The organism is Clostridium sp. C1, from assembly GCF_018223625.1.
GTDB lineage: Bacteria > Bacillota_I > Bacilli_A > Erysipelotrichales > Coprobacillaceae > Allocoprobacillus.
On the sequence record NZ_CP073631.1, the window covers coordinates 1,424,191 to 1,451,125 of the forward strand.

A 26,935-nucleotide genomic window follows, 5' to 3' on the forward strand; every position below is an offset into this window, starting at 1 on the left:
GATTCTTTTATTTATAATATGGTAATTGATTAATTTTTTCGATCATCTCTTCATCATAAAGTGGTAATCCCATCTTTCCTAACATGACAGTAACAAACTTATAACGATTCTTGATGTCATCGGCATTTCCAGGAAACAGTGATGGAATCATCCATAAATCCGTTAATATTAAGAGTTCTGCTAATTCCTTTGGCTGATCTGTTTTTATAGAACCATCTTCTTGTCCTTCTTTAATCAATTCAAGCCAATAAGGAAGCAAGTTCTGATAATTAGATTCAAACATTTTGGCTAGTATTTGAGGGTTTTCTAAAAGTGGTAATGCCTGATTGGTCAATTCTACCATTTGTTCATCTGACTGATGAAGTTGAATGACTAATTTCATTTTTTCTAGGCCATTGAGATCTTTACGTTTTTTTACTGTTTCAAAAGGATTATTATGAATAAACATACTTTCACCTAGCTTATTCATGATTTCTTCTTTTGATTCAAAATGATGGTATATGGCTCCTTTTGTCATACCTAATTCATCTGCTATATCTTGAATTTTTGTGTTGTCATATCCTTTTTCTAAGAATAATCGTTGAGAGACTTCTAATATTTTGTTGACTGTTATTTCAGGATGTTTATTTCTTGCCATCATCATCACTCCTTTACATACTCTTGGTATGTATAATTATAAATGAAAAGCAAAAAAGAATCAATTAAAACATACTCAAAGTATCTTTCTTTGATAAAATATTTGTCTTAAATTATCAATACCAATTAATCAACATTTTCTAGTATAAATTTTACACTTCCTTTTGCATTATGTCCTGTAACTGTAAATTTATAAGTATCATCTTGAGGTATTGCAATTTCAAAATCAGAAGTTGGAATATCTTCATCAGAATAAATAATTTCTCCTTTACTGTTTTCTACTTCAATACTTACACTTCCAGAATCACTCACAATTGATGTTTTGATTATATCGCCTGATTTCAAAGTCATATTTCTATAATCAGACTTATTTAAGATACTATATTCCATGATAAACTGAGTATCATTTCCTGTACTGCTTCCATTAAATTCTGGCGAACAAGCTGTTAGTAATGTGATAAATAACACAAGACCAAAAATAGCAAAAATTTTCCTCATTTTTCATCCTCCAACTTTAATTTTACTAATTGAATTATCTCATGTCAAAAAGGTATTTACAAGATAAATTAATCCACATACTTATTTGTTAACTTTTAGCTGTTCCATTGTTTCTCATAACTCACTTCTGGCTCTTACGTAAAGACCTATGGTAGGTGCATCAAGAAATTAAATCTTAGGATTACTAATATTTCTGAGCAAAAGAAAAAGGCAGTCATATTCTTGAGAGAAAATAGCTGCTCTTGCTTGTTGTGTATTATTGCCTAAGCTTTAGTAAACTTCTCAATAAATGAGAATGTATATTTAATCTTTGTTTCTTCTAGATGTTTTTCAATCATTCATCTTGTGAGAGTCACTATTGACTCATACTGAATAATATCTCCATAATATTCTTTCAACTGGAATGCCATGTGGTGCGTGTTATCGTCAACGGTTGTATCTGACGGGTCTGCATGACCATCTCCATAGATACCCATTATCGGTGTCTTGTTTAATATATCATATTCACGAATAAAATTCTCTACCATACAGTTTTCACGATAGGAATTATCTAGTTCGCCATTGGAATAAAATTTGTCACCCTGAAGTATATTTTCCTTAGTAAGTTCATATTCCCGGCTGTCTTTCATTCCATTCTCTTCAAGGTAGTTCAAATACCATTCTCCGGTTTCCCTAATGTGTCCGATGTCAATACCATGAAAAACTGTTTCAGGGCACTCTTCCTTTATTTTTCTATAAAAATCAAGTTGAGCCTGCGTATGTGCAAGTGTCCCCTCATTATTGTTATATATTACGTTCAAAATTTCATCATCTGGTTCTTGTAGCCAAATATTTAACATTTGCGCTGTATAATATTCAGTCTCTATAAATAGGTCACGCATTCCGTTTTGTTCATAGTGATATTTCCAAAGTTCGAATTCTTTATCTAAATATTTCTTTTTCCCATGATATTCACCATAAAGATATATTGATGCTGTATTTGACGGATAATATGGTTCTTTAGCAATATCTCTTGATGTATACCATTTTATAAAGAAAAAAAGCATTAGCAATATAGCTATTATGGCAATAGTAAATAATATTTTTTTCTTTTGAATTATTCTATTTATTTTCACGTTATACTCCCTTCTTTTATCTCATAAAAAACCGCATAAATACAATCTTAAACTGTTTTTCATGAATTTTACGAACGGAGGCAGAAAGATTTCATTTTCCACCATTCCATTCTGCAGATTTATTATTTATCAGTAATTGTACCATAGCATTATGAACAAAACTACAGATTTTTACCTGTCATCAACATCATTCTCTATTGGCATATCGCCATTCTCTTTCCAGCATTCTCTACAATAACAGTAGATCAGATGAAAATAGAAACTGAATTTTGATTCTCATAAAGAAAAATATACTAAATTTACGATTAAATATTTTTGCTAAAAAAGTAGGGAACATACATACTCAATCAAAAAAAAGTGATGTATACAAGATAGCAATCAATAATGCTTCTGGTTCAAATATTAGTGTATCTGGATTTATCAAATATTAAAATAAATTTTACCCCTAGACACAAATTTAGTCTAGGGGCATTTTATATTGCATTTATATAAAAATCACCTTTGTTCATATCAAAAACTTATATCGTGATATTCAAAGTGCGTGCTGAGGGACATATGCAAATTATCAAGACCTCGAACATTGATTACAGCTATTAGAAGAGTTTTCATATCTGTATTTAACTCCTATCATATCTCTGTTTACTCCTTTTATTGATAATATTCAGAAAAGTAAGAACCAGCATTGATAAGTTCTTCAAAAGTTCCATTTTCTTTAATACTTCCATTTTCCATATAAATAATTCTATCATACTTATTTAATAATTCTGCTTTTAAATTATGAGTAACTGTTATGAGGGTTAAATTATCCATCTTTAGTAATCTACTTTCAATATCATATGCCGTTTGCATGTCAACAGCAGATGTGCCCTCATCTAATATCAAAATCGGTTTATTTCTAATCAAAGCTCGTGCAACTGCAATTCTTTGCTTTTGTCCACCAGATAAATTAGCTCCGTTTTCTCCTACTTGATACGACAATCCCTCTGGAAGATCTGATATAAATTCAGCTAGTCCACTTTCCATTACGACTTGATTGATCATTTCCTGTGGATAATCTTCGTGTAGGCATATATTGTCATGTATAGTTTCATCAAACATATAAATATTCTGATGTATTATAGAAGATAATTGTGCTACATCATTTCTATCAAGTAAAGTCAAATCGGTATTATCGTATTTTATTGTACCTACATAATCAGAATAATACCCAGCTAATAATTTTATAAGGGTACTTTTCCCACAACCACTTTTCCCAACAACAACATATTTTTTTCCTTTTTCAATAGTGCAATTTATTTCATTTAAAACCTCTTTTTGCTTATCATAGGAAAAAACTAAATCTTTTGTGGAAACACAAAAATCAAATGAACTGATATGTTCTTTTGGTGAATGTGAAAATGAGTATTTAGAGATACTTTGCAATTTCTCAACGATAGGATGTATACTTTTTATCTTAGGAACATTAGTAAAAATCATTACAAGAGGATTGGCTAAATTACTACTTACTTGTACCATTCCTAACAATGTACCTACTGTTATACGTCCTGTGATGATGAAATACGCAGATAAAAATAATACAACTATTTGAACCATAAGAGCGAGAAAAGAAGATACACCTTCATTTAATGCAAGCAGTCTATCAACGCTGTATTTAGAGTTGATTGTTTCATCATTCTCTTTGCTGAATCGCTGAATTACATATCGTTTCATTGAATATGACTTAATTATTTCAAATCCAGACAGTATATCTTTTAGGCTAACTGTAAAATCCGCTAGTTTTGAAGAATATTTCTTTTGTCTTTTTTCCAATGAATTTCCTAGAAAACTAGGAATAAGAAACATTATAACAATTGCAACAATAACGCAAATAGTAACGATAATATCAAAATATATCATTAACAAGAATGATGCGGTAAAAATAACTGCATATTGAATAACTTCAAAAAGAGGAATCAAAAAGTTATCTTCAATCATTTTTACATCATTTGTAATTATGGAAATATAATCAGCAGTATTCATCTTGTTAAAATCTTCTATACTGTGATTAACTGTTCCTTGGAATACATCAGAACGGATTTGACGCATGATCTTACATATAACCTTTTTGCTGAGTAGAGATTGAAGATATAGAAAAATCCCCAGTACAGCAAAATAAAAGATAGATAACAACACCATTCTTATAAATAGCTGCATATCTTTTTCCACGGCTATATCTAATAGTTGTTGTAAGAGTATAGCCATAAACACATAACCTAAAGAAGTAATCACACTCACTAAAATAGTTATAATAAATAAAATTTTATTTTGTTTAATATAGTATTTCATAGTATCCTCCTTTATATATTATACATGTTGCATGTATGTATATATCTAAAAATAAAATTGCCTTTTGACAATCTTATTTCTCTATGCATTTTCTTTGCATAGTTCAACGAATTCATCGTCGATTACTGGAAGTCCTAACTTGTCCATGATTGTTTTGATCATTAAAAACTTTTCCCATGTTTCCTCTTGCGTCATTGGATATATAGTAGGTATCGACCAGAAGTTAGTTAAAAGAACAAAAAGTTCTGCTAGTAATTTTGCATGTTCTGTTATAATAGAGCCGTCTTGTATTCCTTCTTCTATCAATTCTTGATACATAGGAGCTAGTTCTTGATTGCTTTCAATCAATTTTTTTAAAAAAGCAGGACTTTCCATAAGTTGCATTGAAGCCATACTTAATTGATGATGTTCAGTTTCATCAAATGAGGTTTTTAATACCAATTTTAATTTTTCCAATCCATTTAATTCCTTATGACTTTTAGCCATTTCAAAAGGATTAGTTTCATAGAAAAGTTTTTCGCACAAAGCATCGAAAACCTCTTCTTTTGATTTAAAATGATGGTAAAAAGCACCTCTAGTAAGTCCTCCCATTTCCCTTATAATATCTAATACTGTAGTTTCTTCATAACCCTTTTCTAGAAAAAGTTTTAATGAAGCATCTAGTATTTTTTGAACAGTTTCTTCTGGATATTTATTACGTGGCAAATTATCACCTCCATACATGCACCTTACATGTATAGATTATCATGCATGGTGCATGTATGTCAATATCTTTCAGGTATTAGTTTCTCAGTAACATCCTTCATAGTCTTTGCATTAGCTTACTTACTTAAAGATTTCATTAAATCTTCAACAAATTGTGTCTGTTGTTTCTTTAAGTAAGATTTAACGAATGGCTTCATAAACCATTTTTTAGCTTGTACATCCTCCGTAAAATTAATTTCAGTTTGATTACCTTTAGGAGTAAAAATACCAATCCAATGACCTTTCATGTTGCTGTTTTCCATATCAAATTCCCAACGTTTATATGGTTCTACAACAGTGACAGTAAACCTAGTTGCATAATCTCCATTAGTGTACTCAATAAATTGTTTTTCATTTATGATTTCTGTTTTACTTAGATCCCTACGCCATGATTTATATTTTTCAACATTTAAAACAACTTTCCAAACTTTATGAATATCGCTATTAATCAAGGCTTTTATATTAGAAGTTGTCATTATTGTACTTCCTTTCAAATTTAATTCTATTCTTTCAAATTATTTAAAGCAGACGGATCATTCTTTAAGATAGTTGCAACAATAGGACATTTTTCTAAATCTGAACAGTCACCACAAGTATTAACACCCTTTTTCATTGCACACTTGCGAATACCACACATGCTGTCACAAAATACAGTTTTAACTCCTTCAACACGACATCCTTGACAATTAATATGTTCAGGAAGAATAGGTGCATTATTTAATTCTGCCCATAGCTTTGCGGTTTTCTTTCTCAACTCCTGGTCATCATTGACTGTTGCAAGATATGCATCACATTTTTCGCAATCCAATCCACAATATGCAATCATTTTATTCATAGTTATGTATCTCCTCATCTTCCTATTTGTACCTTTATTATATATTTCTTTCCCCTAAACCAGACTTACTTTATGCTCTTATATACATTAATCTAGATACTGTAATATTATTTGATAATCATTCCATAAACGTTGATTTTCACTAATATCATAATTCAATAGAGTTTGTTTATCTTCTAATTGTTGATAAAATTCATTTTCAACTCCAACATAAACACCATTATCATTTTCAATTAAAGATGAAAATTGATCAGCTGTAATATCTATAATTATATCATCTAAGAGCAACCATGCATGATTCGTAATTTCCTCTGGAATACTATCACGATACACACCATTGATCTGATTTGTATTTATTTGAAACCGATCATATAAATAATACGCTAAAAGATCACAAGAATCATCGCAACATCCATATGGAAAATTAGACATTCTATCTTTCCTGCTGAATTCTCTATTAAGCAATGCATTAACTATTGCTTTACGAAAGGGAACAATAATGCTAGATATTTCTTGAATACCTAAGTGCTTTTTTTGCATCTTTACCCACCTCAATTCTTAATCTATCAATATTATTTCTATCTACAAACCAATCCAGATAAACCTAATTTTTTTCATATTATTTAATATCTAGGATAATATTTATCTTATCATCTTCCATATTAGCAGCAATACCCCATCCGTGAATTTCTGCAATTTGCTTAACAATTGACAATCCTAAGCCAGCAGAATTTTGATGTCTTGATGAATCAGCTAGATAAAATCTATCAAACAAGCGTTCTATTTCTATATGGTCGCTATTTTGAACTTTATTTATAAAATAAATCTTATTATCTTGTTCTCTGATCTCAAAATAATCATAACCATGCTTTAAAGCATTACTGACTAAGTTATGGAACATTCTTATCAACATATCTTGATTTGCCATAACCCTTAAGTGCTTATTTGAAAAATGAATAATTGGTTCTATGTTTCTATTTTCAAAATCATAATAAAATGAAGCCATGACTTTGCATATTATCGGAAATATCTCAACACTTTCTTTTTTTAATTCATATTCGCTATCACTTATTTTTGAGTGTATAAATAAATCTTCCAGCATTGAACCTAATGTATCAAGTCTATATTCAATGATATCATAATATTTTTTTCTTTCTTTATCGTCATTTGATTCTTCTATCAGTTTCAGATAACCTTTGATGCTTGTCAAAGGTGTTCTTATATCATGAGATATACCAGACATAAGTGTTCTCATTTCTTTTTCCTTTTTTGATGCAATTTCTTCAACTTTATTCACAGTTTCATAAAGTTCATTTATTTTTATCTGTAGTTTTTTTATAGAAGGAACACTACTCTGAACAGAGATATCAAAATGACTATTGGTCTTATTTTTATAATCTATCTGTTTAGTGATTTCTTTTAAATCATCTAAAAGAAGAAAAAAAGATGCCAGACTAATGACAGTTATTATTCCAAAAACAATGCATAATCCCATCATATCCTAACACCTCCAAAGATAGTAATTTTATATATTATAAGTATACTATAAAATAGATGACTTAACTATAATTACTAATCTCATGTTTTAAATTTATTTTTTACTTTTCTTCTATATATCTCTCTTTTGTGTAATACCTATACTGATTCCATTATAGATAACAATGTAAAGGAAAGAAGTTAAAATTACTTTTACAAATTCATTTTCTTTCACCAAGGCACTATTTAAGAAAAGAGAAGATAGTGTATACTCTGATAAAAAAGATAGGTTGACTAAATCAAATAATGATGTGAAGAATGGCTGTAACATACCTGATGAAATCAGTAATACCAAAATGATACCTGCTACTCTGTTTCTAAATACGGTCGTAATAGCAATAACCAGACTGAACAAAGCCAAACTCATAACAAACATGACTGCTGAAGATTTAAGTATTATACCTATAGACTCGATTACAAATCCATCAATAAGAATATTTCCCAAAATAAAACCAATTCCATAACATAGTAATATAATTATTAAGTCAATAAATGCCGCTACAACAATTTTTGAGATGATGACTGCAAGTCTGCCATTAGATAAAGTGGCAATATTCTTGATATATCCACTACTGTATTCATTACATACAAATATAGCTAAATAAATTCCTAAAATTAAAGCTCCAAAAGAATGCCCAAACATTGTTGCATATGAATTTAATGACTTAACTACGATGTCGATTGAAATATAAAATCCTGGTTCTGGAGCACTATTGGTTGAAGTGAATACACCACTTTCCTGTGCAGAAACTTGCATAAAAATACATACAATATAGATTAAAATGAATATGATTAAAGAAAACCAGAAACCTTTACTTTTAAATAGTCTTTTGATTTCAGATTTTATAATATTGAACATTATTCTTCACCTCCACATTTCTCTAAAAAATAAGATTCTAAATCCTGTTTTTGATAATAGATTTGATTGACTTCTACACCATTTTGTGCAAGCTGCATTGAAATATCAGAACTCTTAACTTCATCATAAATCCATATCTCATTATTTTCATGAACGGTATAGTCTTTTATATTTAAACTCTTTTCAAGCAAAGGTATTGCTTTATCTGCCTGATCTACTTTCAATGACAGATAATTTCTACAGCGTTTATCCAACTCCTTAGCAGTTATTTCTTCTACCATATGGCCATCTCGAATGATTCCATATTTCGTGGCAATCTTGCTAAGCTCTCCTAATATATGACTGCTAATGATGATTGTCATTTTTTTCGTATCATTCAAATATTGAATAACCTCCCTTACTTCTCTAATACCTTCAGGATCTAATCCGTTAATCGGTTCATCTAATATCAGCAGGTCCGGATTTCCTAACAGTGCTAAAGCTATTCCTAAACGCTGTTTCATACCTAATGAGAATTTCTTGACAACCTTCTTACTCTTTGGATCAAGTCTCACTAAATTTAATAACTCAGTGATTTTATTTTTATTGTTGATTCCCATTGCAATAGCTTTTAATTCCATATTGTCATAAGCTGGAAGGTTAGGATATAATCCAGCGGTTTCAATTAATGACCCAATTCTTCTGGATGTATATGAATTTCTGCTTTCTCCAAATAATTTGATTTCACCAGATGTAGGGTAAATTAAGCCAGTTATCATTTTTAAAGTCGTTGATTTTCCTGCACCATTTTTCCCTATAAACCCATAAATATCCCCTTTTTTTATGTTCATATAAAGATGTGATACAGCTTTTGTATCTTTATATGTTTTACATAAATCATAAATTTCCAATACGTTTTCTTCCATATCATGCTACCTCCTTAATACAGTTATTATTATAGAAATCGAAGTTTAAAAAAGTACCAAGCAAATATAAAGAAAGTATAAAGAAAAAACTGAATATTATTTATTCAGCCATTTTAAATCCGATGCCCCACACAGTCTTTATGTATTCATCGTCGGTATATTGTTTGATTTTTTTTCTAATATTACTTATATGAACATTGATTGTCTTATCATCTCCATAATAATCATCGTTCCATACATATTCATATATTTCCTGTTTGGTAAAAACTCTTTTTATGTTTTTCATCAAAAGTTCTAGAATCAGATATTCGTGTTTTGTAAGATGAAGTGGTTCATTGTCAATAACGCCATCATAAAGTAACTGATTAAGACTCAAATCTTTAAATACTATATTCTCATAAGTGTTTTTGTTTCTTTTCCTTAATTGAACCTGTATTCTTGCCAAAAGTTCTTCAAGTTCAAATGGTTTACAAAGATAATCATCTGCTCCAGCACCTAATACTTCAACCTTGCTATCTAACGTATCCTTAGCTGTTAAAACAATAATCGGCAAATGAGAGGTCTGTCGTATATTTTTCAAAAGAGATTCACCATTCATTCCTGGTAACATTAAATCTAGAATGATAAGATCATACCTATTCATTTTAAAGTACATTAATGCTTCCGTACCAGAAAACGCCTGTTCACAACGATATCCGGTTTTGACTAAATAATCTTTAATCATATTATTTATGTCATTATTATCTTCCACAATTAATATATCCATAATTTTAATTCTCCTTAACACAATATGAATATCATTAAAACAGAAATTATATTGAATATAATTTTCAAAAATCGCAATCATGTTTTATATTTAGAAAATTACGAATTGTATCAATCATTTACTAAAATCAGTTTCTGTCTTTATTCTCTATATTTACTTTATTATAAACAAAAACTAATTCACAGTCCATAATAGATAGTTCAATACTTATGTTAATATTCGTACAATGACATTTAATATAATAATCTCCTAAGGAATATAAATTCTGCATATCTCACTATCCATAGCAATTGGTATCCAATCTAACTTTTCGAAACGTTTCGTTAATTCCATTCCCCAACGAATAGCGACCGCATCTATCTCTTTTTGAATATTATCTTCTGTAATTTCTTCTGCTGAAAGATGATCATTATTTTGATTTATCCAGCCGTTCCACTCTTCACTACGGAGTAGAATTTTTTTTCTTTCTTCAAAGGGTAAGTTTTCCGGTATTTTTTTATTTAAGCGATATTTTGCCAATTCCCAAATGTACATTACTCTTTCTTTTGGATTATTCTTTTCTCTCTCTATTGCTTCTTGTAATTGATTTTGAAATTCGAGTTCATTTAACTCAGGCTGATTAACCCAATAATCATTCAATGCCCGTCTTTCATCTTCCTGTATTTTCATAATACGCTGATAATCATCTTCTTTATAGCAAACAACATATGGACTCTCGCTTATGGTTATATTGTTACCATACCATAGTTGCTTAGCAACAGGAGATTTTACTGTAAAAATTGCAGATCCCATACTATAATCAATTTTTGATATATCATTATATTTCGTTATCCATGATTCATTACGATAGTAGATATTCAACAAATAAAGAGCAGCTAAGGCGTGGATAAAAGCCTTGATATTACCTTTATGTAAAGAAGAATATCTATCATGTTTTACTGCTTGATATGCTTTTTCCCAATAGGTTCCTTGCCTTTTATGAGCTTCTTTTAAAGGCCTTAAAATACAATTTTCCTTTTTAGTAAAATTAAAGAAAGGGGCGACAATCATCACTACTTTCTTGTGTGTTTGCCATTTTTTATCAATCAATTTCAAACAGTCTTCATCAAAAAAAAGGTTTTTGTCTCCTCTTTTTTTAGTTCCGCCGATATCAAAATATAATTCTTTTGATATAGCCTCAATTTGTACACAACAACGTACTAATAAATCTGCAATATGAGGAGAGAATGTTTCAAGTTGAGAATTACATGGTTGTGTAACTATGCCACTGCTACCGCTTATCAACTTTACATCTGTAAAGAAAATATATTTTGAGAGTTCAATGGTTTCTTTCTCAAGATTTAGATATGTTTGCCAAAAAATATCTGATTTTTCCATCATAATCATTCCTTTCTGATACTATAGATATATTTCTATTTTTTATTTAGTACATTTTTCATCCATTGATTTAAAAATTCTATTTGCTCATCAGTATGAAACCAGTGTTCTCCATTCTTCTTTATAGTAAGATGTGCATCATGACTATTTACAAACTCATCTATTGTTTTTCTTGAAGTTAACTTATCATGTTCTGCATACAGTATTTCAGTTTTCACATTCCATATAATTGGGTTTTCTCTAACAAAACATAGATACTCCCAAGATAATACTTCTCCAAAATCAGTTTGTATTTCTCCTTTTGCAGCCAATTCTTTTTCTGAAATGTTTGCCCATTTCATCATATCCAATATTAGTTGTTCCATATCTAATATTGGAGAAATAAACAACGCTTTCTCGAATTTACATTTTTGTAGTGAATGCATTGCTAGATATGCGCCGATACTATTTGCAATTATAACAATTTTATCGTAATTTTTTTGAACATCATTATAAAATTCAATGAATTCATTTTGTACACTCCAGGGTAGATAGTCATTGAAATCTATCCCATAGATTTCAAAGCCAGGACAATTTTTCTTATACTGCTCAGCTTCAAGATAATTACCCCCCTTGCCATGAATATATATAATCGCCTTTTTCAAATTAATCCCTCCTTAACCTTCATTTCATTAAGTACATTTAATTTTTCTTATTCAAGTCAAACAGTGCATTTTCATAGTCTTTTACATAGTATTTAATATTCTTGCGTCCTTTTTCAATAATTGTATGTCCTTCGGATTCTAACTTTTCTTTTTGTGCCTCTATGCCTCCTGGATATTTAGGATTCAATTCTCCATTTGCTTTCAATGTTCGCCAATATGGAGTTTCATCTTCAGTTCGCTGAAAACTTGCCCATGCTGCAATGGACACAAAAATCCCTGCGGTGATAGGTTCAGTAAAATCTGCTCCGTTCTCTTTTGCGAAAAATTCTCGAATTTTTCCAATGGTGATTACCTTTCCATAAGGTATTTTCTTCATTACTTTGTCGTAATCAATCGGTGGAGCAAAATACATATTATTTCCACCATATTTTTCAATACTTCTTTGATCTGTAATTATCTGAAACTTAGGCATATCTTTGCTATCATGTAACATGGCGTTAAAATCTTTTTTATCTTCATTAGCCATACTTTAACACCTCCTATCTTAATTATAAAGAGATGAAATATTCAATGCAATGAGACAGTTTGTAAAAAAATACAATTTTTTTCAATTATCTGAAACTATTTTTATACTTATATTAAGCAGCTTAAAATAATAGATTGTAATTAGTATTCAAATTTCTTTAAACTAATTTCTTCATTGTCACTTATTTGTCACTTCGGTTGTCATATAATGTATTCGAAAAAGGAGGACAATAAAATGGAAATTCTAAGAGTTGAGAATCTTACAAAAGTATATGGTAAAGTAGAAAGTAAGGGAAATATACTAAATTTAGGATTAAATATTATTAGTAAAAAAATAGGAAACATACAAATACAGACTAATCTGTTTATATGCTTTCCTACTTTTTTCGGAGATATGAATGAAAAATAGTTAGTTCTTACTATCTGTTTGCAAAACTATTTTGCTATTTCTACACTTTCATTTTCAGTACCTGGATTTTTTTGTATTACCGTATAAAATAATGTTTTGTGTTCAACTAAATCTTCACCATACGATTTTGCATAACTAAATCTAGGAACTTGGTGGAATTCTGTAACAGCAATATAATCTGAAATAGTGAAAATACCAAAGAGTACGATAACACAACCAATAATGCTCAATATTTGTGAACTCTTTTTTAGTAGAACAGACTTAACCCTTAAATAAACTCCTAATGTTAATATGATTCCACCAACAATACCACAAATACTACCCCAGCTACTTTCATTTGGGAATATTGACAAGGCAGAAATAATAATAAGTGCACCAAACACTATAAACAGAACCCCTGTTATTTGTTTCTTCGCCATATTAACCTCATTCTTGCTATACTCCGCCATTTTTATTGCAGTGTCTTTTGCTTCTTGATTCATTTTCTCACTTTTCCTTTCTCCATCAATAATCTCAGGTATACTAACTTGATAGAATTCAGAAAGTTCAACCAGTAAACTGATATCTGGCATATTACTCCCAGTTTCCCTTAGTTAAAGATATGAACCCTATTTATCAGTCTACTTTTCCAATAAATCGGTAGTATATCTCTATTTCCTGTATTCTTTCATTGTCCTCATTCGTTGTTGCTTCGTGAATAAGGATTTTTTCTATCATTGCATTTAATAACGGTGCTGTCAGTTCCTTTGGTACGGAATACTCCTTGATTAACTCAATCCACTTTTCAGCACCTATCATATCCTGTTCCATTTTACTTAATTCTTCTCTTAGGTTGGTTATCTGCTGTTCCAGTTCTATCTGCTCCTTTTGATATTTCCCCGACAGCATGATGAAGTTTCGTTCCGTTATCTTCTCACAGGCTCTATCTTCATACATTTTCGCAAACAAGCGGTCAATCTCATTTTGTCGGTTCTCGGCTTTCTTCAAAGCACTTGCCTTTTTCTTCTTTGCCCGTATTCGCTCTGCATTGCCAGCCTTTTGTATCTTATTCACCACCTTTTCTTCGTCCTGCTGTACTGCCTTAGTCCAATATTGCAATCGTTCCAATACTGCTTGATACAACACATCATAACGGATATAGTGCATAGAACAAGTACCTTTTCCAAACTGTCCGTAGTAACTGCAAGCATAATAACTGTAAGGCGTTTTATTTGCCTTATTTGTCGCAAACCGCATAGACCAGCCACAATCCGCACACTTGACAAGCCCTGCAAATATCGGCGTTGCTTTTTCCTTTGTCTGTCTACGCCTTGATTTTATCTGTTCCTGCACACGATAGAATACTTCTTTGTCAATAATCGGCTCATGCGTGTTTTCTACTCGAAACCATTCACTTTCGGGTTTTCGTACTTTCTTCTTGCTTTTGAAAGAAATAGTTGACTGTCGATTATGAACGCTGTTGCCGATATAGACTTCACTTTTTAAAATTGCCTTAACATGAGCAATCGTCCATTCATAACGCTTGCTGTCGGGCTTTCCCTCAAAGATATGTGCAAAAGTACCATACCTTGTAAAATTCAGCCAAGACGCTGTCGGAACTTTTTCTTCTCGCAGTACCTTTGTGATTTTGGCACTACCGTAACCTTGATAGGCTAGGGAGAAGATTTTTTCAACAATCCATTTTGTTTCCTCATCAACCAGCAGTTTTCCTTTGATGTCGGGGTGTTTCTTATATCCTAACGGAGCATAAGCCCCATAATACGCACCCTCTGCAAATTTTGTCTTAAATGCAGATTTCACTTTACGGCTTGTATCTCTTGCCACCCATTCATTGATGATATTCTTAAATGGTGCAATCTCACTTTCGCCTTTTTCGCTGTCTACACCGTCGTCAATCGCTATGTAACGGACATTATGGCTGGGAAAATACAATTCTGTATATTGTCCTGTCATAATATAATTTCTGCCAAGTCGGGAAAGGTCTTTCGTTACAACACAGTTGATTTTTCCTGCCTCTATATCGATAAAGTCCGTATAATTGTGTAAAAGTAAAAAGGCCATATAACAGTCCTTTTACGGTACAATGTTTTTAACGACAAAAACATACCCAGGAGGACTTTTACATGACCCAAGTACATTTTACACTGAAAAGCGAAGAGATTCAAAGCATTATTGAATATTCTGTAAAGGATGACGTTTCTAAAAATATTTTAACAACGGTATTTAATCAACTAATGGAAAATCAACGAACAGAATATATTCAAGCAAAAGAATATGAACGAACAGAAAACCGACAAAGTCAACGAAATGGCTATTATGAGCGCAGCTTTACGACACGTGTAGGCACGCTAGAATTAAAAGTACCCAGAACACGTGATGGCCATTTTTCACCCACAGTGTTTGAACGTTATCAACGAAACGAAAAAGCCCTCATGGCTTCAATGTTGGAAATGTATGTATCAGGCGTTTCAACTCGTAAAGTATCAAAAATTGTGGAAGAACTTTGTGGTAAATCCGTCTCTAAGTCCTTCGTTTCTAGCTTAACAGAACAGCTAGAACCTATGGTTAACGAGTGGCAGAATCGTTTATTATCAGAAAAAAATTATCCTTACTTAATGACCGATGTACTCTATATAAAAGTACGAGAAGAAAATCGAGTACTCTCAAAAAGCTGTCATATAGCGATTGGAATAACCAAAGATGGCGACCGTGAAATTATCGGCTTCATGTTTCAAAGTGGCGAAAGCGAAGAGACCTGGACAACATTTTTTGAATACCTAAAAGAACGCGGTTTACAAGGTACGGAACTCGTTATTTCTGATGCGCACAAAGGATTAGTCTCTGCCATTAGAAAATCCTTCACCAACGTAAGTTGGCAAAGATGCCAAGTTCACTTCCTAAGAAATATCTTTACCACCATTCCTAAAAAAAATTCAAAATCTTTCAGAGAAGCTGTTAAAGGAATTTTTAAGTTCACAGATATTAACTTAGCGCGTGAGGCTAAAAATCGATTGATTCATGATTATATCGATCAACCAAAATATTCAAAAGCTTGCGCATCATTGGATGATGGATTCGAAGACGCCTTTCAATATACCGTACAAGGAAATTCCCACAATCGACTAAAGAGTACCAATCTAATTGAACGACTGAATCAAGAAGTACGCAGAAGAGAAAAGATTATTCGCATCTTCCCCAATCAAACATCAGCCAATCGCTTAATTGGAGCCGTTCTTATGGACCTACATGATGAATGGATTTATTCTTCAAGAAAATACATCAATTTTGATAAGTAGAAATGGTAAAAACATTGTATAGCATTTTACACAGGAGTCTGGACTTGACTCACTTCCTTTATTATTTTTCATTTTTTTAAACTATTTAATACTAATGTCTTTTATAATAGCTTTTCATATATTATATAATCAATCTTTATAAGTCCTTTTATAAATTTCTTTTCTACCATTTTCGATAAATTCCTGTTTAATATTTTTAATTCCATAAACAATAGTTTCAATAGGATAATATTCTTCAACTATATCTTGATATTCTTTTGCTTTCTCAATATCTATATTTCCATACATTCTTAATATATCTTCTCCAAAATTTGTTCCTATTTCTTCTTCACTATCTTCAAGTAAGTATATAAAATCACAATATTCATCTATAATTCCAGAATCTCCAAAATCAATTATTCCAGTTAATCTATTATTGCCATCTAACAATAGATGATTACAACTAAAATCATTATGGCATAAACACTTTTTACCCTCAAAAACTGTTGTTGCATTTAGTCTTTCCATAAAACTTTCTATATAATCTTTTTCTATATCAGTTAAATCATTATAAATAGTTTCACGCAACAATATATACTCTTCTAATACATTTTGTTTATTATCAATAGTACATTCACTAATATCTGTATAATCTAAACCGTGCATTTGTCTTAAAAAACTGGCAATATCTCGTTTTAACAAATTTTGTTCTTCTTCTGACATAGTAGAATAAATTTCTGGTGTTAAAAAAGTTCCTTTAATTTCTTTATAACCTAGTATAGATAATTCATCACTAATATACGAATATTCAATATTAGGAATTTTTACATTAGTTTCTAAATTTGTATTTAAAAAATTATATATTGCTTTTTCTTTTGCATAACCTTTTTTCTTATTAGTACTAAATTTTGTTTTAAAAATGTATTCATTATTAACTAAATATGCCACACTATCATAACCACTACCGATTATTTCAATACTATCTACTTTGAAATTATCAAAGTAATGCTCAATTAAATATTTCATTGCCTTAACATTTGTGGCATTATCATCATATCTATATTCCATTAAATAACAATCTTCTTTTTTGCCCTCGTGTAATTCATGTTCTGGCAAATCTTCAATAATTCTAAAACCAGATTTTTGGTATGCCCTTATTGCTCTTGGATTATTTTTATGAGGGTCTAAAATAACTGCATTAGCATTTCTTTCTTTTTTCAAAAATTCAAAAATCAATTTAATATATCTTGTACCAATTCCTTTACTCCAATAATTTGGCTCTCCTATAAATTGATCCATACCATAGACTATCTCATCAGTTTTTGGATAATGATAATCAGTATATAACTCATCATACATTTTATATATTTGTCCATATCCAATAGGAACATTGTTATATTCAATAATTACTCTAAAAACTTCATCTTCCCAAGGCTCTGTATAATGTTTTTTTAATGATTCTAATGTATATTTTTTATCTCTACCACCATAAAATTCTAATACTCTTTCATCAGTTAACCATTTTAACATCAAAGGAAAATCATCATCTATTAAAGTTCTTATACATATTTCATTTTCAACTATATTCATTTATTTATCACCTTTTTCATAATCATATACATATACTATTTCATCTTTATAATCATTTTTACCACCTAATTTTTCATATACATGGCAAGCTCTAGGATTACCTTTATCAGTTATTAAAAACATTTCAGAACAACCAATCTCTTTAGAATATTCCTTAATAAAAGATAATAATTTTGAACCATAACCTTTGTCTTGATAGTTAGGTAACATTCCTATTGAGTGTAAATAAAACATTGTTTTTCCATCAGGTCTTAAAAGTGTATAGCAATATGCAAATCCTATAATTTTATTATTTTCTTTAGCTATAAACCCAAATGAACTGGTATCATTAAGAAATCCTTTTAAATTATCAATATCAAAAACCATATTATCATCAATTAAAACTTCTTCCATAAACTCAGTCAAGTCCAGACTCCTGTGTAAAATGCTATACAATGTTTTTACCATTTCTACTTATCAAAATTGATGTATTTTCTTGAAGAATAAATCCATTCATCATGTAGGTCCATAAGAACGGCTCCAATTAAGCGATTGGCTGATGTTTGATTGGGGAAGATGCGAATAATCTTTTCTCTTCTGCGTACTTCTTGATTCAGTCGTTCAATTAGATTGGTACTCTTTAGTCGATTGTGGGAATTTCCTTGTACGGTATATTGAAAGGCGTCTTCGAATCCATCATCCAATGATGCGCAAGCTTTTGAATATTTTGGTTGATCGATATAATCATGAATCAATCGATTTTTAGCCTCACGCGCTAAGTTAATATCTGTGAACTTAAAAATTCCTTTAACAGCTTCTCTGAAAGATTTTGAATTTTTTTTAGGAATGGTGGTAAAGATATTTCTTAGGAAGTGAACTTGGCATCTTTGCCAACTTACGTTGGTGAAGGATTTTCTAATGGCAGAGACTAATCCTTTGTGCGCATCAGAAATAACGAGTTCCGTACCTTGTAAACCGCGTTCTTTTAGGTATTCAAAAAATGTTGTCCAGGTCTCTTCGCTTTCGCCACTTTGAATCATGAAGCCGATAATTTCACGGTCGCCATCTTTGGTTATTCCAATCGCTATATGACAGCTTTTTGAGAGTACTCGATTTTCTTCTCGTACTTTTATATAGAGTACATCGGTCATTAAGTAAGGATAATTTTTTTCTGATAATAAACGATTCTGCCACTCGTTAACCATAGGTTCTAGCTGTTCTGTTAAGCTAGAAACGAAGGACTTAGAGACGGATTTACCACAAAGTTCTTCCACAATTTTTGATACTTTACGAGTTGAAACGCCTGATACATACATTTCCAACATTGAAGCCATGAGGGCTTTTTCGTTTCGTTGATAACGTTCAAACACTGTGGGTGAAAAATGGCCATCACGTGTTCTGGGTACTTTTAATTCTAGCGTGCCTACACGTGTCGTAAAGCTGCGCTCATAATAGCCATTTCGTTGACTTTGTCGGTTTTCTGTTCGTTCATATTCTTTTGCTTGAATATATTCTGTTCGTTGATTTTCCATTAGTTGATTAAATACCGTTGTTAAAATATTTTTAGAAACGTCATCCTTTACAGAATATTCAATAATGCTTTGAATCTCTTCGCTTTTCAGTGTAAAATGTACTTGGGTCATGTAAAAGTCCTCCTGGGTATGTTTTTGTCGTTAAAAACATTGTACCGTAAAAGGACTGTTATATGGCCTTTTTACTTTTACACAATTATACGGACTTTATCTCTATATCTTCAATCATTCTCTGGAAACTCGGTCTTTCAAAATTTGTTCCCGACCAGCCGTCATCAATATACTCATCAATCACATTCAAATGATGTTCTTTTGCATATAGACGCAACATACTTCTTTGTGTGGTAATGCTGGAACTTTCGCCCTGTAATTCATCATCTCGGCTTAACCTAAGATAAAGTGCAGTATTGTAAATCTGTTGTTTCATTGTCAGTTATCCTCCTTTATAACTAACCCGTGTTTACAATACCTGCTTGCAAGTAAAGTATAACACGGGTACTTTTTGTCATTCAATCTATTTCTTACAACTGCACCGATTTTATGCGATTGTCTGCTTTGCTTTTTCCAGCATAACATCCGTCAGAAGTTCTTCCATTGTCTTTCCCTTTTCGGAAAAATGCTCTTTTACAACAATCTTTGTTTTTCCTCTGTTGCCAATGCCACGCTTATTATCTGTCTTTTCCTGCCTTGTTTTTACAATATCAGCAATAACACATACCCCCTTTCTGTAAAAATCTTTTCTAAGCAATTCAACGGCTTTTGTCATAGCCCACAGGAGTTCCACCTCTGCATAGTTCTTATGTAGCCGTACCCATTGCGTGCGACGCTCTGAACGCTCAAGCTGTGGCTGTACGGGAGTATCATTATCAGACAGGACAGGTCATGGCGGTAGGAAAGGACAAGTTTCTTACAGGAACACAGATAAGGCTCGCTCACTTTAGCAGGGAAAAGGTCATGGCGTATCTGTTTCAACGGCTCGCTGTCTGTCAAACGTATTAAATTGCTTTATTCAGTTGTCAAAGAACATGAAAGAAGAAAATCGTCTTTCCTAATATACCGCGTTGGAAAAGAGCAGAAGCGTAACCAATCTTCAAAACTTTTCTCTTTTCCTGCACCATATAGGGAAAGAAAGTGTCATTCTGCTAAGTTGGTGATGAAAAAATCTGATTTTCTTTTCACACCCTAACTACCCATGCAACACTATTACTACCAACTATGGAATGAAAGATTTTCTTTGCTCCATATAGGGAACGGAAACTACGGATTGTTAAGTTGAAATTGAAAATCGTTTCTTCTTTCACATCATATAGGGACAGCAACCACCGATTTAATGACCTGTTTTCAAAAAAAGTCAGATTTCCTTTCCTTGCACCATATCTGTACGCAAGTAACCGTTTTGTTGCAGATTTTTTGAAGAAATTAAAAAATACCGTCATTCCCTTGTGGAACAGCGGTATCTTTCTCAATCATATCTGCTATGTCTGTTGTCATTTGTTTGATTTTTAATTCCTGCTTTTCTGTTAGTCTTGTATGTCTGTCGATTTCTTCCAGATAATTTGCCCCTGTTTTCTTTTCAATCTCTTTTATCATCAATAAAGAGGGCATTACCTGTCTTTCTAACCAGCGTTTTGTTTTATCCATATTGACTGCGACAGGTGTCATAACAAATGGAAGTGAAGTCATTACATTATCTAAAAATATATCCCATAAAATATAATCGGGAAAATCTATCTGTGTGAGAATAAGGTTCGCTATGGTCTGTTCGGGATTTCTTGAAAAAACAAATTGTTCTATCGTTTGTCCTGCTTTTTCATTTTTCAAACGAATTTCAAAGCGGTTCTTAATGTCTGTTTTTATGCCTTTGCTTTTTTGTTCCTTTTCTTTTTCATATAGGCAAAAGTAGATAGAACTATTCTTTGAACCGATATAAAAAGTTTTTGCAGTATCTCCATTTGTACCCGATAATTTTCCGCTGTCTACTGCTTCATGGGTTCTTGAACGTTTCCATACCTTGTTGGCATAATAGCGTTCTCTTAGAATTTCTATATCCAGCAATCCACCCATATCATTGACTGCCAAATCTATGCGTTTAAAAACACCTTGATAATCTATACAACAGCTTAAAAAGCAATACCAGTCTATCCCTCTTGCCTGTAAAACATATTCCAAGTTCCGACACCCCATACCTCTTAATTCCAATAAAACACCCATAGAACTATCTTTAGAAGCATTTACACTAATATCCCCATAGACATACTGTTCTTCATAACCATACATTCCATAATCTTCATGGATAAAATATTCGCTCTTCATTGCCAGTATATTTTTTATAATTTCCAATGCGTCTGTGGTAGGAAAACGAACACGCAGATAGTCAATCGTTAAAGTGAAAAGCTGAGTACAATTACAATAATCAAGATAATGCAAAAGTATATGTTTCATTTCTTTACTGGCTTTTGTTTTTCCGTTTTCAATTTCATTTAAGTTCTGCCTGCTGATTTGTAGTTCCTGTGCCAGTCGTGATTGCGAGTAATCACAGGCATTTCTCTTTTGCTTTAATGTTTCAATAAATTTTATATCATTCATGCTTTATTCCTCCAATCAAAAAAAGGCATATACTCATAGGAGCATACACCTTGTATCTTATATTTATTTTCTATTGATATGCTGTTTTAGACCTGTCGGGTAGAAAAAATAGGGTGTGAAGTGAAATAAGTTCTTATAACCTTATAAATCGTTGCATATCAGCAGTTTTGTATTTGTTTTTGCTCTTGTCTTTTGTAATAGTACCCCCCTGTTAGATAACGGGGGCTTTGAACGGCTCGCAAGCTCGCCGAACCGCCGAAGCGAACCGCCCCCTTGCAAGCATGGCGGAAAAATCTTAAGGATTTTCCCGCCAACGTGGTCGGATCGCTCCGTCGGTTTAACAGCTTTTCTGTTTCTCTCTAGTTATCTACGCATATAAATCAAATCGGTTATTCCGTTATAAGTCTGTGTTTTACAAAGCCTTAACTTTATTTCCCTGTCTATGTTGCCCAAAAGACGAACCCCATTTCCTAACAGAGTAGGAATAACAGAAATGTAATATTTATCAATCATATTTTTGCTTACCAACTGCTGAACAAGATTTGCTCCGCCACAAATCCAAATATCCTTTCCTGCTTCTTGTTTTAGCCGTTCCAATAATAAAACAGGATTTTCACTTGTAAAATGAATTTGTTGGGAAGAATTGCACTCTTTATGTGTTAATACATAAGTTGTAAATTTATTATATACCCATTCTTGCGGAGAAAGTTCAGTAACAACCTGATGAGAAGTATTCCACCCCATTAAGACAGTATCTATATCTTTGGTAAATTCTGTATAAGTGTCGATGTTTTCATTGTCATTTCCATGACCATTTAGCCAAGCTACTCCACCATTACCGTCCGCAATATATCCGTCAAGGCTCATGGCAATAAATAAAACTACTTTTCTCATTTTTTCTCTTTTATAAATACAAACAGGAATTTATTTCTCTTTTTTACTCATAAGGGAACAACTGATTGCTACAAATAAACCCATTAAAATCCATGGAAATGCTGCTCTTATAAAATCACTAACCATACTTTATTCCTCCTTAAATTCCAATTTCCTTAGTTCTACAAACTGAAATTTTTGCCTATGAATGTATCTTGTTCTTTATACGCAAACAGGCTTCTGTGTGCATAATCCAATGTCTTGAAAATGGCATTTGAATTAGTCCACAAATATCTTTATTACACCAATAATCAATCAGCCAAATTGCTTTTTCATTGTCGTTTACTACATTCAACGATTCTAAGTATCCTTTTCTTTCTTTCGGTATTTTTCTTTTCAATTCATCATAAGATAACCGTTCAAGCATTTTCTCAGTGCTTTCCCATACTTCGAAAATATATAAATATAATTCTTCCAGATTAAGCTGTTTTGAAAAGTCTGCAATCTGCTGTTTCATGAGTTCATTTCCTGTTGTAATGATAGGTGAATTGATACGCTCTTGATAATTGCCTGCAAAAAATACTTGTTCATCTTCATTTATCACTGTATGCACAACTATATCTTCAATGCGGAAAATATGCCAAATAGAATAAGCAATCGTCTTACTATGATAACCATCAGCGTTTATGAAGGGGATTGAGTTAAAATCTTCTCTGCATAATTCTTCTTTGAAAGATACTAAGGTTTGTATTAACTGACTTCGTAAAGTAAGTAAAGTATCAATACCCCTCTTATAAGTATCTTTCTTTTTTATTTGTGCCTGCATTGTTTTATTAAGTTCAGACCATTCCTTATTCATATTCAATCCTCTCTCAAATTCTGATTTTATCGCCCCATACAAACTGGAATTTGTCTTACAACAATTTATATATGCATAAAAAGCAATATATTTATGAAAACACCCTAAATCCAAAATTTACTCAATTCATTTTTTCCTTACATAAAATGTTCTCGTATATTTCACTTCCTCACCAAGTGTTTCCCCTATCAAAACTTCAAAATCATTGATATCAAATTCTGGAAAGAATGTATCTCCATCTTCAATATTTAAATCTACTTCTGTGATATACATTTTATCTACTATTTGCAAAGCTTCCTTAAATAGTCCATATCCACCAGATATGTATACATCTCGTCCTTTAGCCAATAATAATGCATCTTCTAATGATTTAACTGAAACTAAATTATCTCCTTGATACTCTGTTGTGGTGGAAACAACAATATTCATTCTATTAGGCAACGGATGACCGATTTCTTCATAAGACTTTCGCCCCATAATAACCACATTACCCGTTGTTAACTCTCTAAATTGCTTTTGTTCTCCCTTTATTTTCCATGGTATATTACCATTCTTGCCTATAACATTATTCTTTGACCTCGCAACAATCAAACCTATCATCTATTTCATCCTCCATAATATGATGTCGTACCTGTGATTCCATCAAGTGCACCACATCTTAACAAACTCAAAATTATCTCGAACTAACCAGCTCGACAAATTCCTTTTTTGTCTTCATCTGCATTATATCATATTGTTATAAGCATTGCCATTTCTTTTCTGCTTTTGAAAAGTTACTTATCAGCCTATGTTTTGTAAAGGGTGATATTCAGCATTTCTCACGCAACAAGCCCTTGACAAACCATAGACTAATAAGTTTTAAGGTAATCAAGCAGAAATGAAATAGTCTGCTGTTTCACGGCAACAAAAAAGAGATACCAACACACTTATGTAGTATCTCTTAGTCTAGTAGCAATATTCTTTTGTTTGCAAGCAGGTAAACATGGGCTGTTTCTTAATATCTTTTTGTTTGGGAAACACCGGTTTCCCATCTGGATACTGTTCTACTAGATACATTTAGTGTTTCTGCTAACACTTCCTGAGTTATATTTTTTTCTTTACGCAGTGTTTTCAAAAACTGACCTATTTTTTTCTGATCCATTCACTATACCTCCTCTATCAACAGATTAAGCTAACAGTATGTATATTTACACGACATAAAGTGAGAAAATGTCATATTTTTCAATCCGACATAGTTGTCTAGATTAGATAAAGAATAAATTCCTAAATTATAATAAAATGATGTTTATTATAAAATCATTAAACTTTTTTTCTTTGAATCAATAAGTTAATACCTAACACAAATACAAAAGCTCCTAGTAGAATAAAGAATGACCATATAAAATTCCAATATATTGAATTCACGTCAAACATCCATAATAGAAGTTTATTCCAAAATTCTAAACCAGTTGCAATAGCAAATAAATCAAATAGTAAATATGAACCACCAAATAAATAAATCCATCTCCACCAGTAGTTATTATGTAAATTACGGAAGAATGTAATTATTCCTAATATACAAAGAATAATTAGTATTCCTGATAATATAAAATAAAACAATCCTTTATTTTCTAATATACCTATCCAAAAAGAAGCATAGGAGTTTCTATCAATTAATCCCCATATCCTATGCATATGAAACAGACCAAATGCGATAAAAAACCAAGGCTCCCAAGCTAATATTATCTTTTTCATTTTCAACCTCCAAAGCGTACTTGTTATTAAACTATAATATATTAAACAAGATACTATTATAGAATTTAATATATTTATCTTTTGACAACCATTTTATATATGCCAGAGATAAGTGAAAAGCATCCCAATAAACCGATTATAATTCTCCATGTCACACTATGAACACTTGTTATAATATATGGGGAAAATATGGCAAATAAAATTATAATCAATCCAATTATCACTAATATAATGTTAGATTTAAACATGCTATCATCTCCTTAATTCTAATTCTTAATATACAACATCACAATTAATTTAGATTTTAAAATTAACTACATCTTAACTATTTTTTTAACTGTGTTCGCTGTTCTTATCGTTAACTTAGAACTAATATCTGCACTTGCTGTCTTAGCCCACCAATTTGTTTTTTGATAATCTTTACGACTAAAAGACCAGAATATCACATTCTTATATTCCTGTATCCTTTCTAATTCTTTGTTAGGTTCACCAATCTCGTCATATACATCTGCAAATCTTGCTGGAGGTATGATAAAGATTAGATTATCATAGATTTCTTTATTTTTATCCCCCCACCATTCAGGTGCATTGTTTAATATTTCTTCTAGCTGTTCTCTTAATAGAACAAAAACTGGTATGTCTAAATCAAAGTGTTCTTTTATCATTTTTTCAATCATGCTTGTTAATTTCATTATATCCTCATCAGCACTTGAAAAAATAACATTGCCACTATTAAGATATGTTTTTACTTCTATAAATTTAAGATTTTCAAAGCCATTTTTTAACTCCACCATTGGGACTTTATTTTTTCCACTTATATTAATTCCTCTTAAAAATGCTATATATCTTTTCATTTTCTGCAATCTCCTTAAGATTATATAATATATAACTACACATTTAGGATTTATCTTACTTATCCTTGAAATCATCTCTGCCTGGTAACGCTAATAAAAACGAAATAACAACGATAGAAAGAGTTGTAGCTGAAACAGATGACATATAATAATCTACTATTTTTAATCCGAAACTGGTTGCAATAGTATCTAAAGTTAAATACAAGATAAGTGCATCTAGCTTACTTATTCTTTCAAGTTCATATAGCGCTTTTGGTAATGCACCGGCTATCAAATTTAACGGGAACGACATTATTGTTGCTATTATGAAAAATAGTATAATACTACCAATAGACTCATATTGAAATCCAAACAACTTCATTACAGTACCACTTACTAATGCAATAATTGATAGCATTCCTATAAAAATCGTTCCACAGATTATGGATGTTATAATTTTTTCTTTATTATCAATCCAAAACTTTTTCAAATATTTTCAC

The 26,935-nt window shown here is 31.4% G+C and carries 29 protein-coding genes and 3 pseudogenes; 2 read left to right on the forward strand and 30 right to left on the reverse strand.

The window, feature by feature from the left end:
- Nucleotides 1–7: 7 nt before the first annotated feature.
- From KEC48_RS07750 to KEC48_RS07820, 15 genes are all read right to left on the reverse strand, one after another.
- On the reverse strand, nucleotides 8–637 hold the full coding sequence (locus KEC48_RS07750; RefSeq protein ID WP_211965238.1) for a TetR/AcrR family transcriptional regulator: 630 nt from the start codon (nucleotides 635–637) through the stop codon (nucleotides 8–10).
- A 125-nt stretch (nucleotides 638–762) separates the two neighbouring features.
- Complete coding sequence (locus KEC48_RS07755) at nucleotides 763–1,134, reverse strand: hypothetical protein (protein WP_211965240.1); 372 nt, start codon at nucleotides 1,132–1,134, stop codon at nucleotides 763–765.
- Nucleotides 1,135–1,472: 338 nt separating this feature from the next.
- Nucleotides 1,473–2,249, reverse strand: coding sequence for a hypothetical protein (locus KEC48_RS07760; protein WP_211965242.1), 777 nt, complete (start codon nucleotides 2,247–2,249; stop codon nucleotides 1,473–1,475).
- A gap of 648 nt (nucleotides 2,250–2,897) precedes the next feature.
- Nucleotides 2,898–4,574, reverse strand: coding sequence for an ABC transporter ATP-binding protein (locus tag KEC48_RS07765; RefSeq protein ID WP_211965243.1), 1,677 nt, complete (start codon nucleotides 4,572–4,574; stop codon nucleotides 2,898–2,900).
- 81 nt (nucleotides 4,575–4,655) lie between these two features.
- Nucleotides 4,656–5,279, reverse strand: a complete 624-nt coding sequence (locus tag KEC48_RS07770) for a TetR/AcrR family transcriptional regulator (RefSeq protein WP_211965245.1) — start codon at nucleotides 5,277–5,279, stop codon at nucleotides 4,656–4,658.
- Between the two features lie 116 nt (nucleotides 5,280–5,395).
- Nucleotides 5,396–5,794 (reverse strand): SRPBCC family protein, encoded by a 399-nt coding sequence (locus tag KEC48_RS07775; RefSeq protein ID WP_211965246.1) that lies wholly within the window; start codon nucleotides 5,792–5,794, stop codon nucleotides 5,396–5,398.
- Between the two features lie 26 nt (nucleotides 5,795–5,820).
- Nucleotides 5,821–6,153, reverse strand: a complete 333-nt coding sequence (locus KEC48_RS07780) for a DUF3795 domain-containing protein (protein ID WP_211965247.1) — start codon at nucleotides 6,151–6,153, stop codon at nucleotides 5,821–5,823.
- 87 nt (nucleotides 6,154–6,240) lie between these two features.
- Nucleotides 6,241–6,693 carry a hypothetical protein gene (locus KEC48_RS07785; RefSeq protein WP_211965249.1) on the reverse strand — a complete coding sequence of 151 codons (453 nt, stop codon included), beginning with the start codon at nucleotides 6,691–6,693 and terminating at the stop codon, nucleotides 6,241–6,243.
- 79 nt (nucleotides 6,694–6,772) lie between these two features.
- Nucleotides 6,773–7,651, reverse strand: a complete 879-nt coding sequence (locus tag KEC48_RS07790) for a HAMP domain-containing sensor histidine kinase (RefSeq protein WP_211965250.1) — start codon at nucleotides 7,649–7,651, stop codon at nucleotides 6,773–6,775.
- 111 nt (nucleotides 7,652–7,762) lie between these two features.
- Nucleotides 7,763–8,548: an ABC transporter permease gene (locus KEC48_RS07795; RefSeq protein ID WP_211965251.1), complete on the reverse strand. Its 786-nt coding sequence runs from the start codon at nucleotides 8,546–8,548 to the stop codon at nucleotides 7,763–7,765.
- A complete protein-coding gene (locus KEC48_RS07800; RefSeq protein ID WP_211965252.1) occupies nucleotides 8,548–9,453 on the reverse strand; it encodes an ATP-binding cassette domain-containing protein in 906 nt (301 codons plus the stop codon). The genes KEC48_RS07795 and KEC48_RS07800 overlap by 1 nt, the downstream gene beginning before the upstream one ends.
- 100 nt (nucleotides 9,454–9,553) lie before the next feature.
- Nucleotides 9,554–10,219 (reverse strand): response regulator transcription factor, encoded by a 666-nt coding sequence (locus tag KEC48_RS07805; RefSeq protein WP_349291050.1) that lies wholly within the window; start codon nucleotides 10,217–10,219, stop codon nucleotides 9,554–9,556.
- Nucleotides 10,220–10,468: 249 nt separating this feature from the next.
- Nucleotides 10,469–11,596: a hypothetical protein gene (locus KEC48_RS07810; protein ID WP_211965253.1), complete on the reverse strand. Its 1,128-nt coding sequence runs from the start codon at nucleotides 11,594–11,596 to the stop codon at nucleotides 10,469–10,471.
- 35 nt (nucleotides 11,597–11,631) lie between these two features.
- Complete coding sequence (locus tag KEC48_RS07815; protein WP_211965254.1) at nucleotides 11,632–12,240, reverse strand: alpha/beta hydrolase; 609 nt, start codon at nucleotides 12,238–12,240, stop codon at nucleotides 11,632–11,634.
- Nucleotides 12,241–12,277: 37 nt separating this feature from the next.
- Entirely contained in the window at nucleotides 12,278–12,766 is a 489-nt protein-coding gene (locus KEC48_RS07820) for an MGMT family protein (protein WP_211965255.1), read from the reverse strand.
- A gap of 234 nt (nucleotides 12,767–13,000) precedes the next feature.
- Between KEC48_RS07820 and KEC48_RS07825 the strand changes: the two genes are divergently transcribed.
- The gene (locus KEC48_RS07825) at nucleotides 13,001–13,174 is read left to right on the forward strand and encodes a hypothetical protein (RefSeq protein ID WP_211965256.1); all 174 of its coding nucleotides are present in this window, start codon (nucleotides 13,001–13,003) and stop codon (nucleotides 13,172–13,174) included.
- 26 nt (nucleotides 13,175–13,200) lie between these two features.
- On the opposite strand, the gene KEC48_RS07830 is transcribed toward KEC48_RS07825, so the two are convergent.
- Both KEC48_RS07830 and KEC48_RS07835 read right to left on the reverse strand, forming a co-directional pair.
- A complete protein-coding gene (locus tag KEC48_RS07830; protein WP_211965258.1) occupies nucleotides 13,201–13,746 on the reverse strand; it encodes a transcriptional regulator in 546 nt (181 codons plus the stop codon).
- A gap of 43 nt (nucleotides 13,747–13,789) precedes the next feature.
- The gene (locus KEC48_RS07835) at nucleotides 13,790–15,235 is read right to left on the reverse strand and encodes a recombinase family protein (protein WP_052465179.1); all 1,446 of its coding nucleotides are present in this window, start codon (nucleotides 15,233–15,235) and stop codon (nucleotides 13,790–13,792) included.
- Nucleotides 15,236–15,297: 62 nt separating this feature from the next.
- Between KEC48_RS07835 and KEC48_RS07840 the strand changes: the two genes are divergently transcribed.
- Nucleotides 15,298–16,470: an IS256-like element IS256 family transposase gene (locus tag KEC48_RS07840; RefSeq protein WP_211965260.1), complete on the forward strand. Its 1,173-nt coding sequence runs from the start codon at nucleotides 15,298–15,300 to the stop codon at nucleotides 16,468–16,470.
- Between the two features lie 129 nt (nucleotides 16,471–16,599).
- Here the strand turns inward: KEC48_RS07840 and aph(2'')-Ia are convergent, their stop codons facing one another.
- The 13 genes and pseudogenes from aph(2'')-Ia to KEC48_RS07905 all read right to left on the reverse strand — a co-directional run bounded on the left by aph(2'')-Ia (nucleotide 16,600) and on the right by KEC48_RS07905 (nucleotide 26,925).
- Complete coding sequence (gene aph(2'')-Ia / locus KEC48_RS07845) at nucleotides 16,600–18,039, reverse strand: aminoglycoside O-phosphotransferase APH(2'')-Ia (RefSeq protein ID WP_001028144.1); 1,440 nt, start codon at nucleotides 18,037–18,039, stop codon at nucleotides 16,600–16,602.
- On the reverse strand, nucleotides 18,040–18,432 hold the full coding sequence (locus tag KEC48_RS07850) for a GNAT family N-acetyltransferase (RefSeq protein WP_000393259.1): 393 nt from the start codon (nucleotides 18,430–18,432) through the stop codon (nucleotides 18,040–18,042).
- A gap of 56 nt (nucleotides 18,433–18,488) precedes the next feature.
- Nucleotides 18,489–19,661, reverse strand: a complete 1,173-nt coding sequence (locus tag KEC48_RS07855; protein ID WP_000195429.1) for an IS256-like element IS256 family transposase — start codon at nucleotides 19,659–19,661, stop codon at nucleotides 18,489–18,491.
- Nucleotides 19,662–19,761: 100 nt separating this feature from the next.
- Nucleotides 19,762–19,977: pseudogene (locus tag KEC48_RS07860) on the reverse strand (recombinase family protein); the annotation flags it as partial.
- A gap of 111 nt (nucleotides 19,978–20,088) precedes the next feature.
- Nucleotides 20,089–20,303: pseudogene (locus KEC48_RS07865) on the reverse strand (tRNA wybutosine-synthesizing protein 3-like protein).
- A 666-nt stretch (nucleotides 20,304–20,969) separates the two neighbouring features.
- Nucleotides 20,970–22,136 carry an XRE family transcriptional regulator gene (locus tag KEC48_RS07870; protein WP_211965262.1) on the reverse strand — a complete coding sequence of 389 codons (1,167 nt, stop codon included), beginning with the start codon at nucleotides 22,134–22,136 and terminating at the stop codon, nucleotides 20,970–20,972.
- A gap of 363 nt (nucleotides 22,137–22,499) precedes the next feature.
- The gene (locus KEC48_RS07875; protein ID WP_002303421.1) at nucleotides 22,500–23,030 is read right to left on the reverse strand and encodes a dihydrofolate reductase family protein; all 531 of its coding nucleotides are present in this window, start codon (nucleotides 23,028–23,030) and stop codon (nucleotides 22,500–22,502) included.
- Between the two features lie 181 nt (nucleotides 23,031–23,211).
- Nucleotides 23,212–23,868: a hypothetical protein gene (locus KEC48_RS07880; protein WP_002303420.1), complete on the reverse strand. Its 657-nt coding sequence runs from the start codon at nucleotides 23,866–23,868 to the stop codon at nucleotides 23,212–23,214.
- 104 nt (nucleotides 23,869–23,972) lie between these two features.
- Nucleotides 23,973–24,468 (reverse strand): annotated as a pseudogene (gene dfrF, locus KEC48_RS07885) (trimethoprim-resistant dihydrofolate reductase DfrF).
- Between the two features lie 394 nt (nucleotides 24,469–24,862).
- Complete coding sequence (locus KEC48_RS07890; RefSeq protein WP_349291051.1) at nucleotides 24,863–25,009, reverse strand: helix-turn-helix transcriptional regulator; 147 nt, start codon at nucleotides 25,007–25,009, stop codon at nucleotides 24,863–24,865.
- Nucleotides 25,010–25,167: 158 nt separating this feature from the next.
- Nucleotides 25,168–25,602 carry a hypothetical protein gene (locus KEC48_RS07895; protein WP_211965263.1) on the reverse strand — a complete coding sequence of 145 codons (435 nt, stop codon included), beginning with the start codon at nucleotides 25,600–25,602 and terminating at the stop codon, nucleotides 25,168–25,170.
- 314 nt (nucleotides 25,603–25,916) lie between these two features.
- Nucleotides 25,917–26,456 carry a DUF1697 domain-containing protein gene (locus KEC48_RS07900; RefSeq protein ID WP_211965264.1) on the reverse strand — a complete coding sequence of 180 codons (540 nt, stop codon included), beginning with the start codon at nucleotides 26,454–26,456 and terminating at the stop codon, nucleotides 25,917–25,919.
- A gap of 55 nt (nucleotides 26,457–26,511) precedes the next feature.
- A complete protein-coding gene (locus KEC48_RS07905; RefSeq protein ID WP_211965265.1) occupies nucleotides 26,512–26,925 on the reverse strand; it encodes a regulatory YrvL family protein in 414 nt (137 codons plus the stop codon).
- Nucleotides 26,926–26,935: the final 10 nt, after the last annotated feature.

Coding starts and splice junctions, on each gene's coding strand:
- KEC48_RS07820 (WP_211965255.1), bottom strand. CDS start 12,766: ATGGCTAATGAAGATAAAAAAGATTTTAACGCCATGTTACATGATAGC.
- KEC48_RS07800 (WP_211965252.1), bottom strand. CDS start 9,453: ATGGAAGAAAACGTATTGGAAATTTATGATTTATGTAAAACATATAAA.
- KEC48_RS07855 (WP_000195429.1), bottom strand. CDS start 19,661: ATGACCCAAGTACATTTTACACTGAAAAGCGAAGAGATTCAAAGCATT.
- KEC48_RS07870 (WP_211965262.1), bottom strand. CDS start 22,136: ATGAATGATATAAAATTTATTGAAACATTAAAGCAAAAGAGAAATGCC.
- KEC48_RS07750 (WP_211965238.1), bottom strand. CDS start 637: ATGGCAAGAAATAAACATCCTGAAATAACAGTCAACAAAATATTAGAA.
- KEC48_RS07900 (WP_211965264.1), bottom strand. CDS start 26,456: ATGAAAAGATATATAGCATTTTTAAGAGGAATTAATATAAGTGGAAAA.
- KEC48_RS07780 (WP_211965247.1), bottom strand. CDS start 6,153: ATGAATAAAATGATTGCATATTGTGGATTGGATTGCGAAAAATGTGAT.
- KEC48_RS07825 (WP_211965256.1), top strand. CDS start 13,001: ATGGAAATTCTAAGAGTTGAGAATCTTACAAAAGTATATGGTAAAGTA.
- KEC48_RS07880 (WP_002303420.1), bottom strand. CDS start 23,868: ATGAATAAGGAATGGTCTGAACTTAATAAAACAATGCAGGCACAAATA.
- KEC48_RS07835 (WP_052465179.1), bottom strand. CDS start 15,235: ATGGCCTTTTTACTTTTACACAATTATACGGACTTTATCGATATAGAG.
- KEC48_RS07765 (WP_211965243.1), bottom strand. CDS start 4,574: ATGAAATACTATATTAAACAAAATAAAATTTTATTTATTATAACTATT.
- KEC48_RS07895 (WP_211965263.1), bottom strand. CDS start 25,602: ATGAAAAAGATAATATTAGCTTGGGAGCCTTGGTTTTTTATCGCATTT.
- KEC48_RS07830 (WP_211965258.1), bottom strand. CDS start 13,746: ATGCCAGATATCAGTTTACTGGTTGAACTTTCTGAATTCTATCAAGTT.
- KEC48_RS07790 (WP_211965250.1), bottom strand. CDS start 7,651: ATGATGGGATTATGCATTGTTTTTGGAATAATAACTGTCATTAGTCTG.
- KEC48_RS07875 (WP_002303421.1), bottom strand. CDS start 23,030: ATGAGAAAAGTAGTTTTATTTATTGCCATGAGCCTTGACGGATATATT.
- KEC48_RS07810 (WP_211965253.1), bottom strand. CDS start 11,596: ATGGAAAAATCAGATATTTTTTGGCAAACATATCTAAATCTTGAGAAA.
- KEC48_RS07755 (WP_211965240.1), bottom strand. CDS start 1,134: ATGAGGAAAATTTTTGCTATTTTTGGTCTTGTGTTATTTATCACATTA.
- KEC48_RS07890 (WP_349291051.1), bottom strand. CDS start 25,009: ATGGATCAGAAAAAAATAGGTCAGTTTTTGAAAACACTGCGTAAAGAA.
- KEC48_RS07840 (WP_211965260.1), top strand. CDS start 15,298: ATGACCCAAGTACATTTTACACTGAAAAGCGAAGAGATTCAAAGCATT.
- KEC48_RS07795 (WP_211965251.1), bottom strand. CDS start 8,548: ATGTTCAATATTATAAAATCTGAAATCAAAAGACTATTTAAAAGTAAA.
- KEC48_RS07805 (WP_349291050.1), bottom strand. CDS start 10,219: ATGGATATATTAATTGTGGAAGATAATAATGACATAAATAATATGATT.
- KEC48_RS07785 (WP_211965249.1), bottom strand. CDS start 6,693: ATGCAAAAAAAGCACTTAGGTATTCAAGAAATATCTAGCATTATTGTT.
- KEC48_RS07775 (WP_211965246.1), bottom strand. CDS start 5,794: ATGACAACTTCTAATATAAAAGCCTTGATTAATAGCGATATTCATAAA.
- KEC48_RS07850 (WP_000393259.1), bottom strand. CDS start 18,432: ATGGAAGAAGTTTTAATTGATGATAATATGGTTTTTGATATTGATAAT.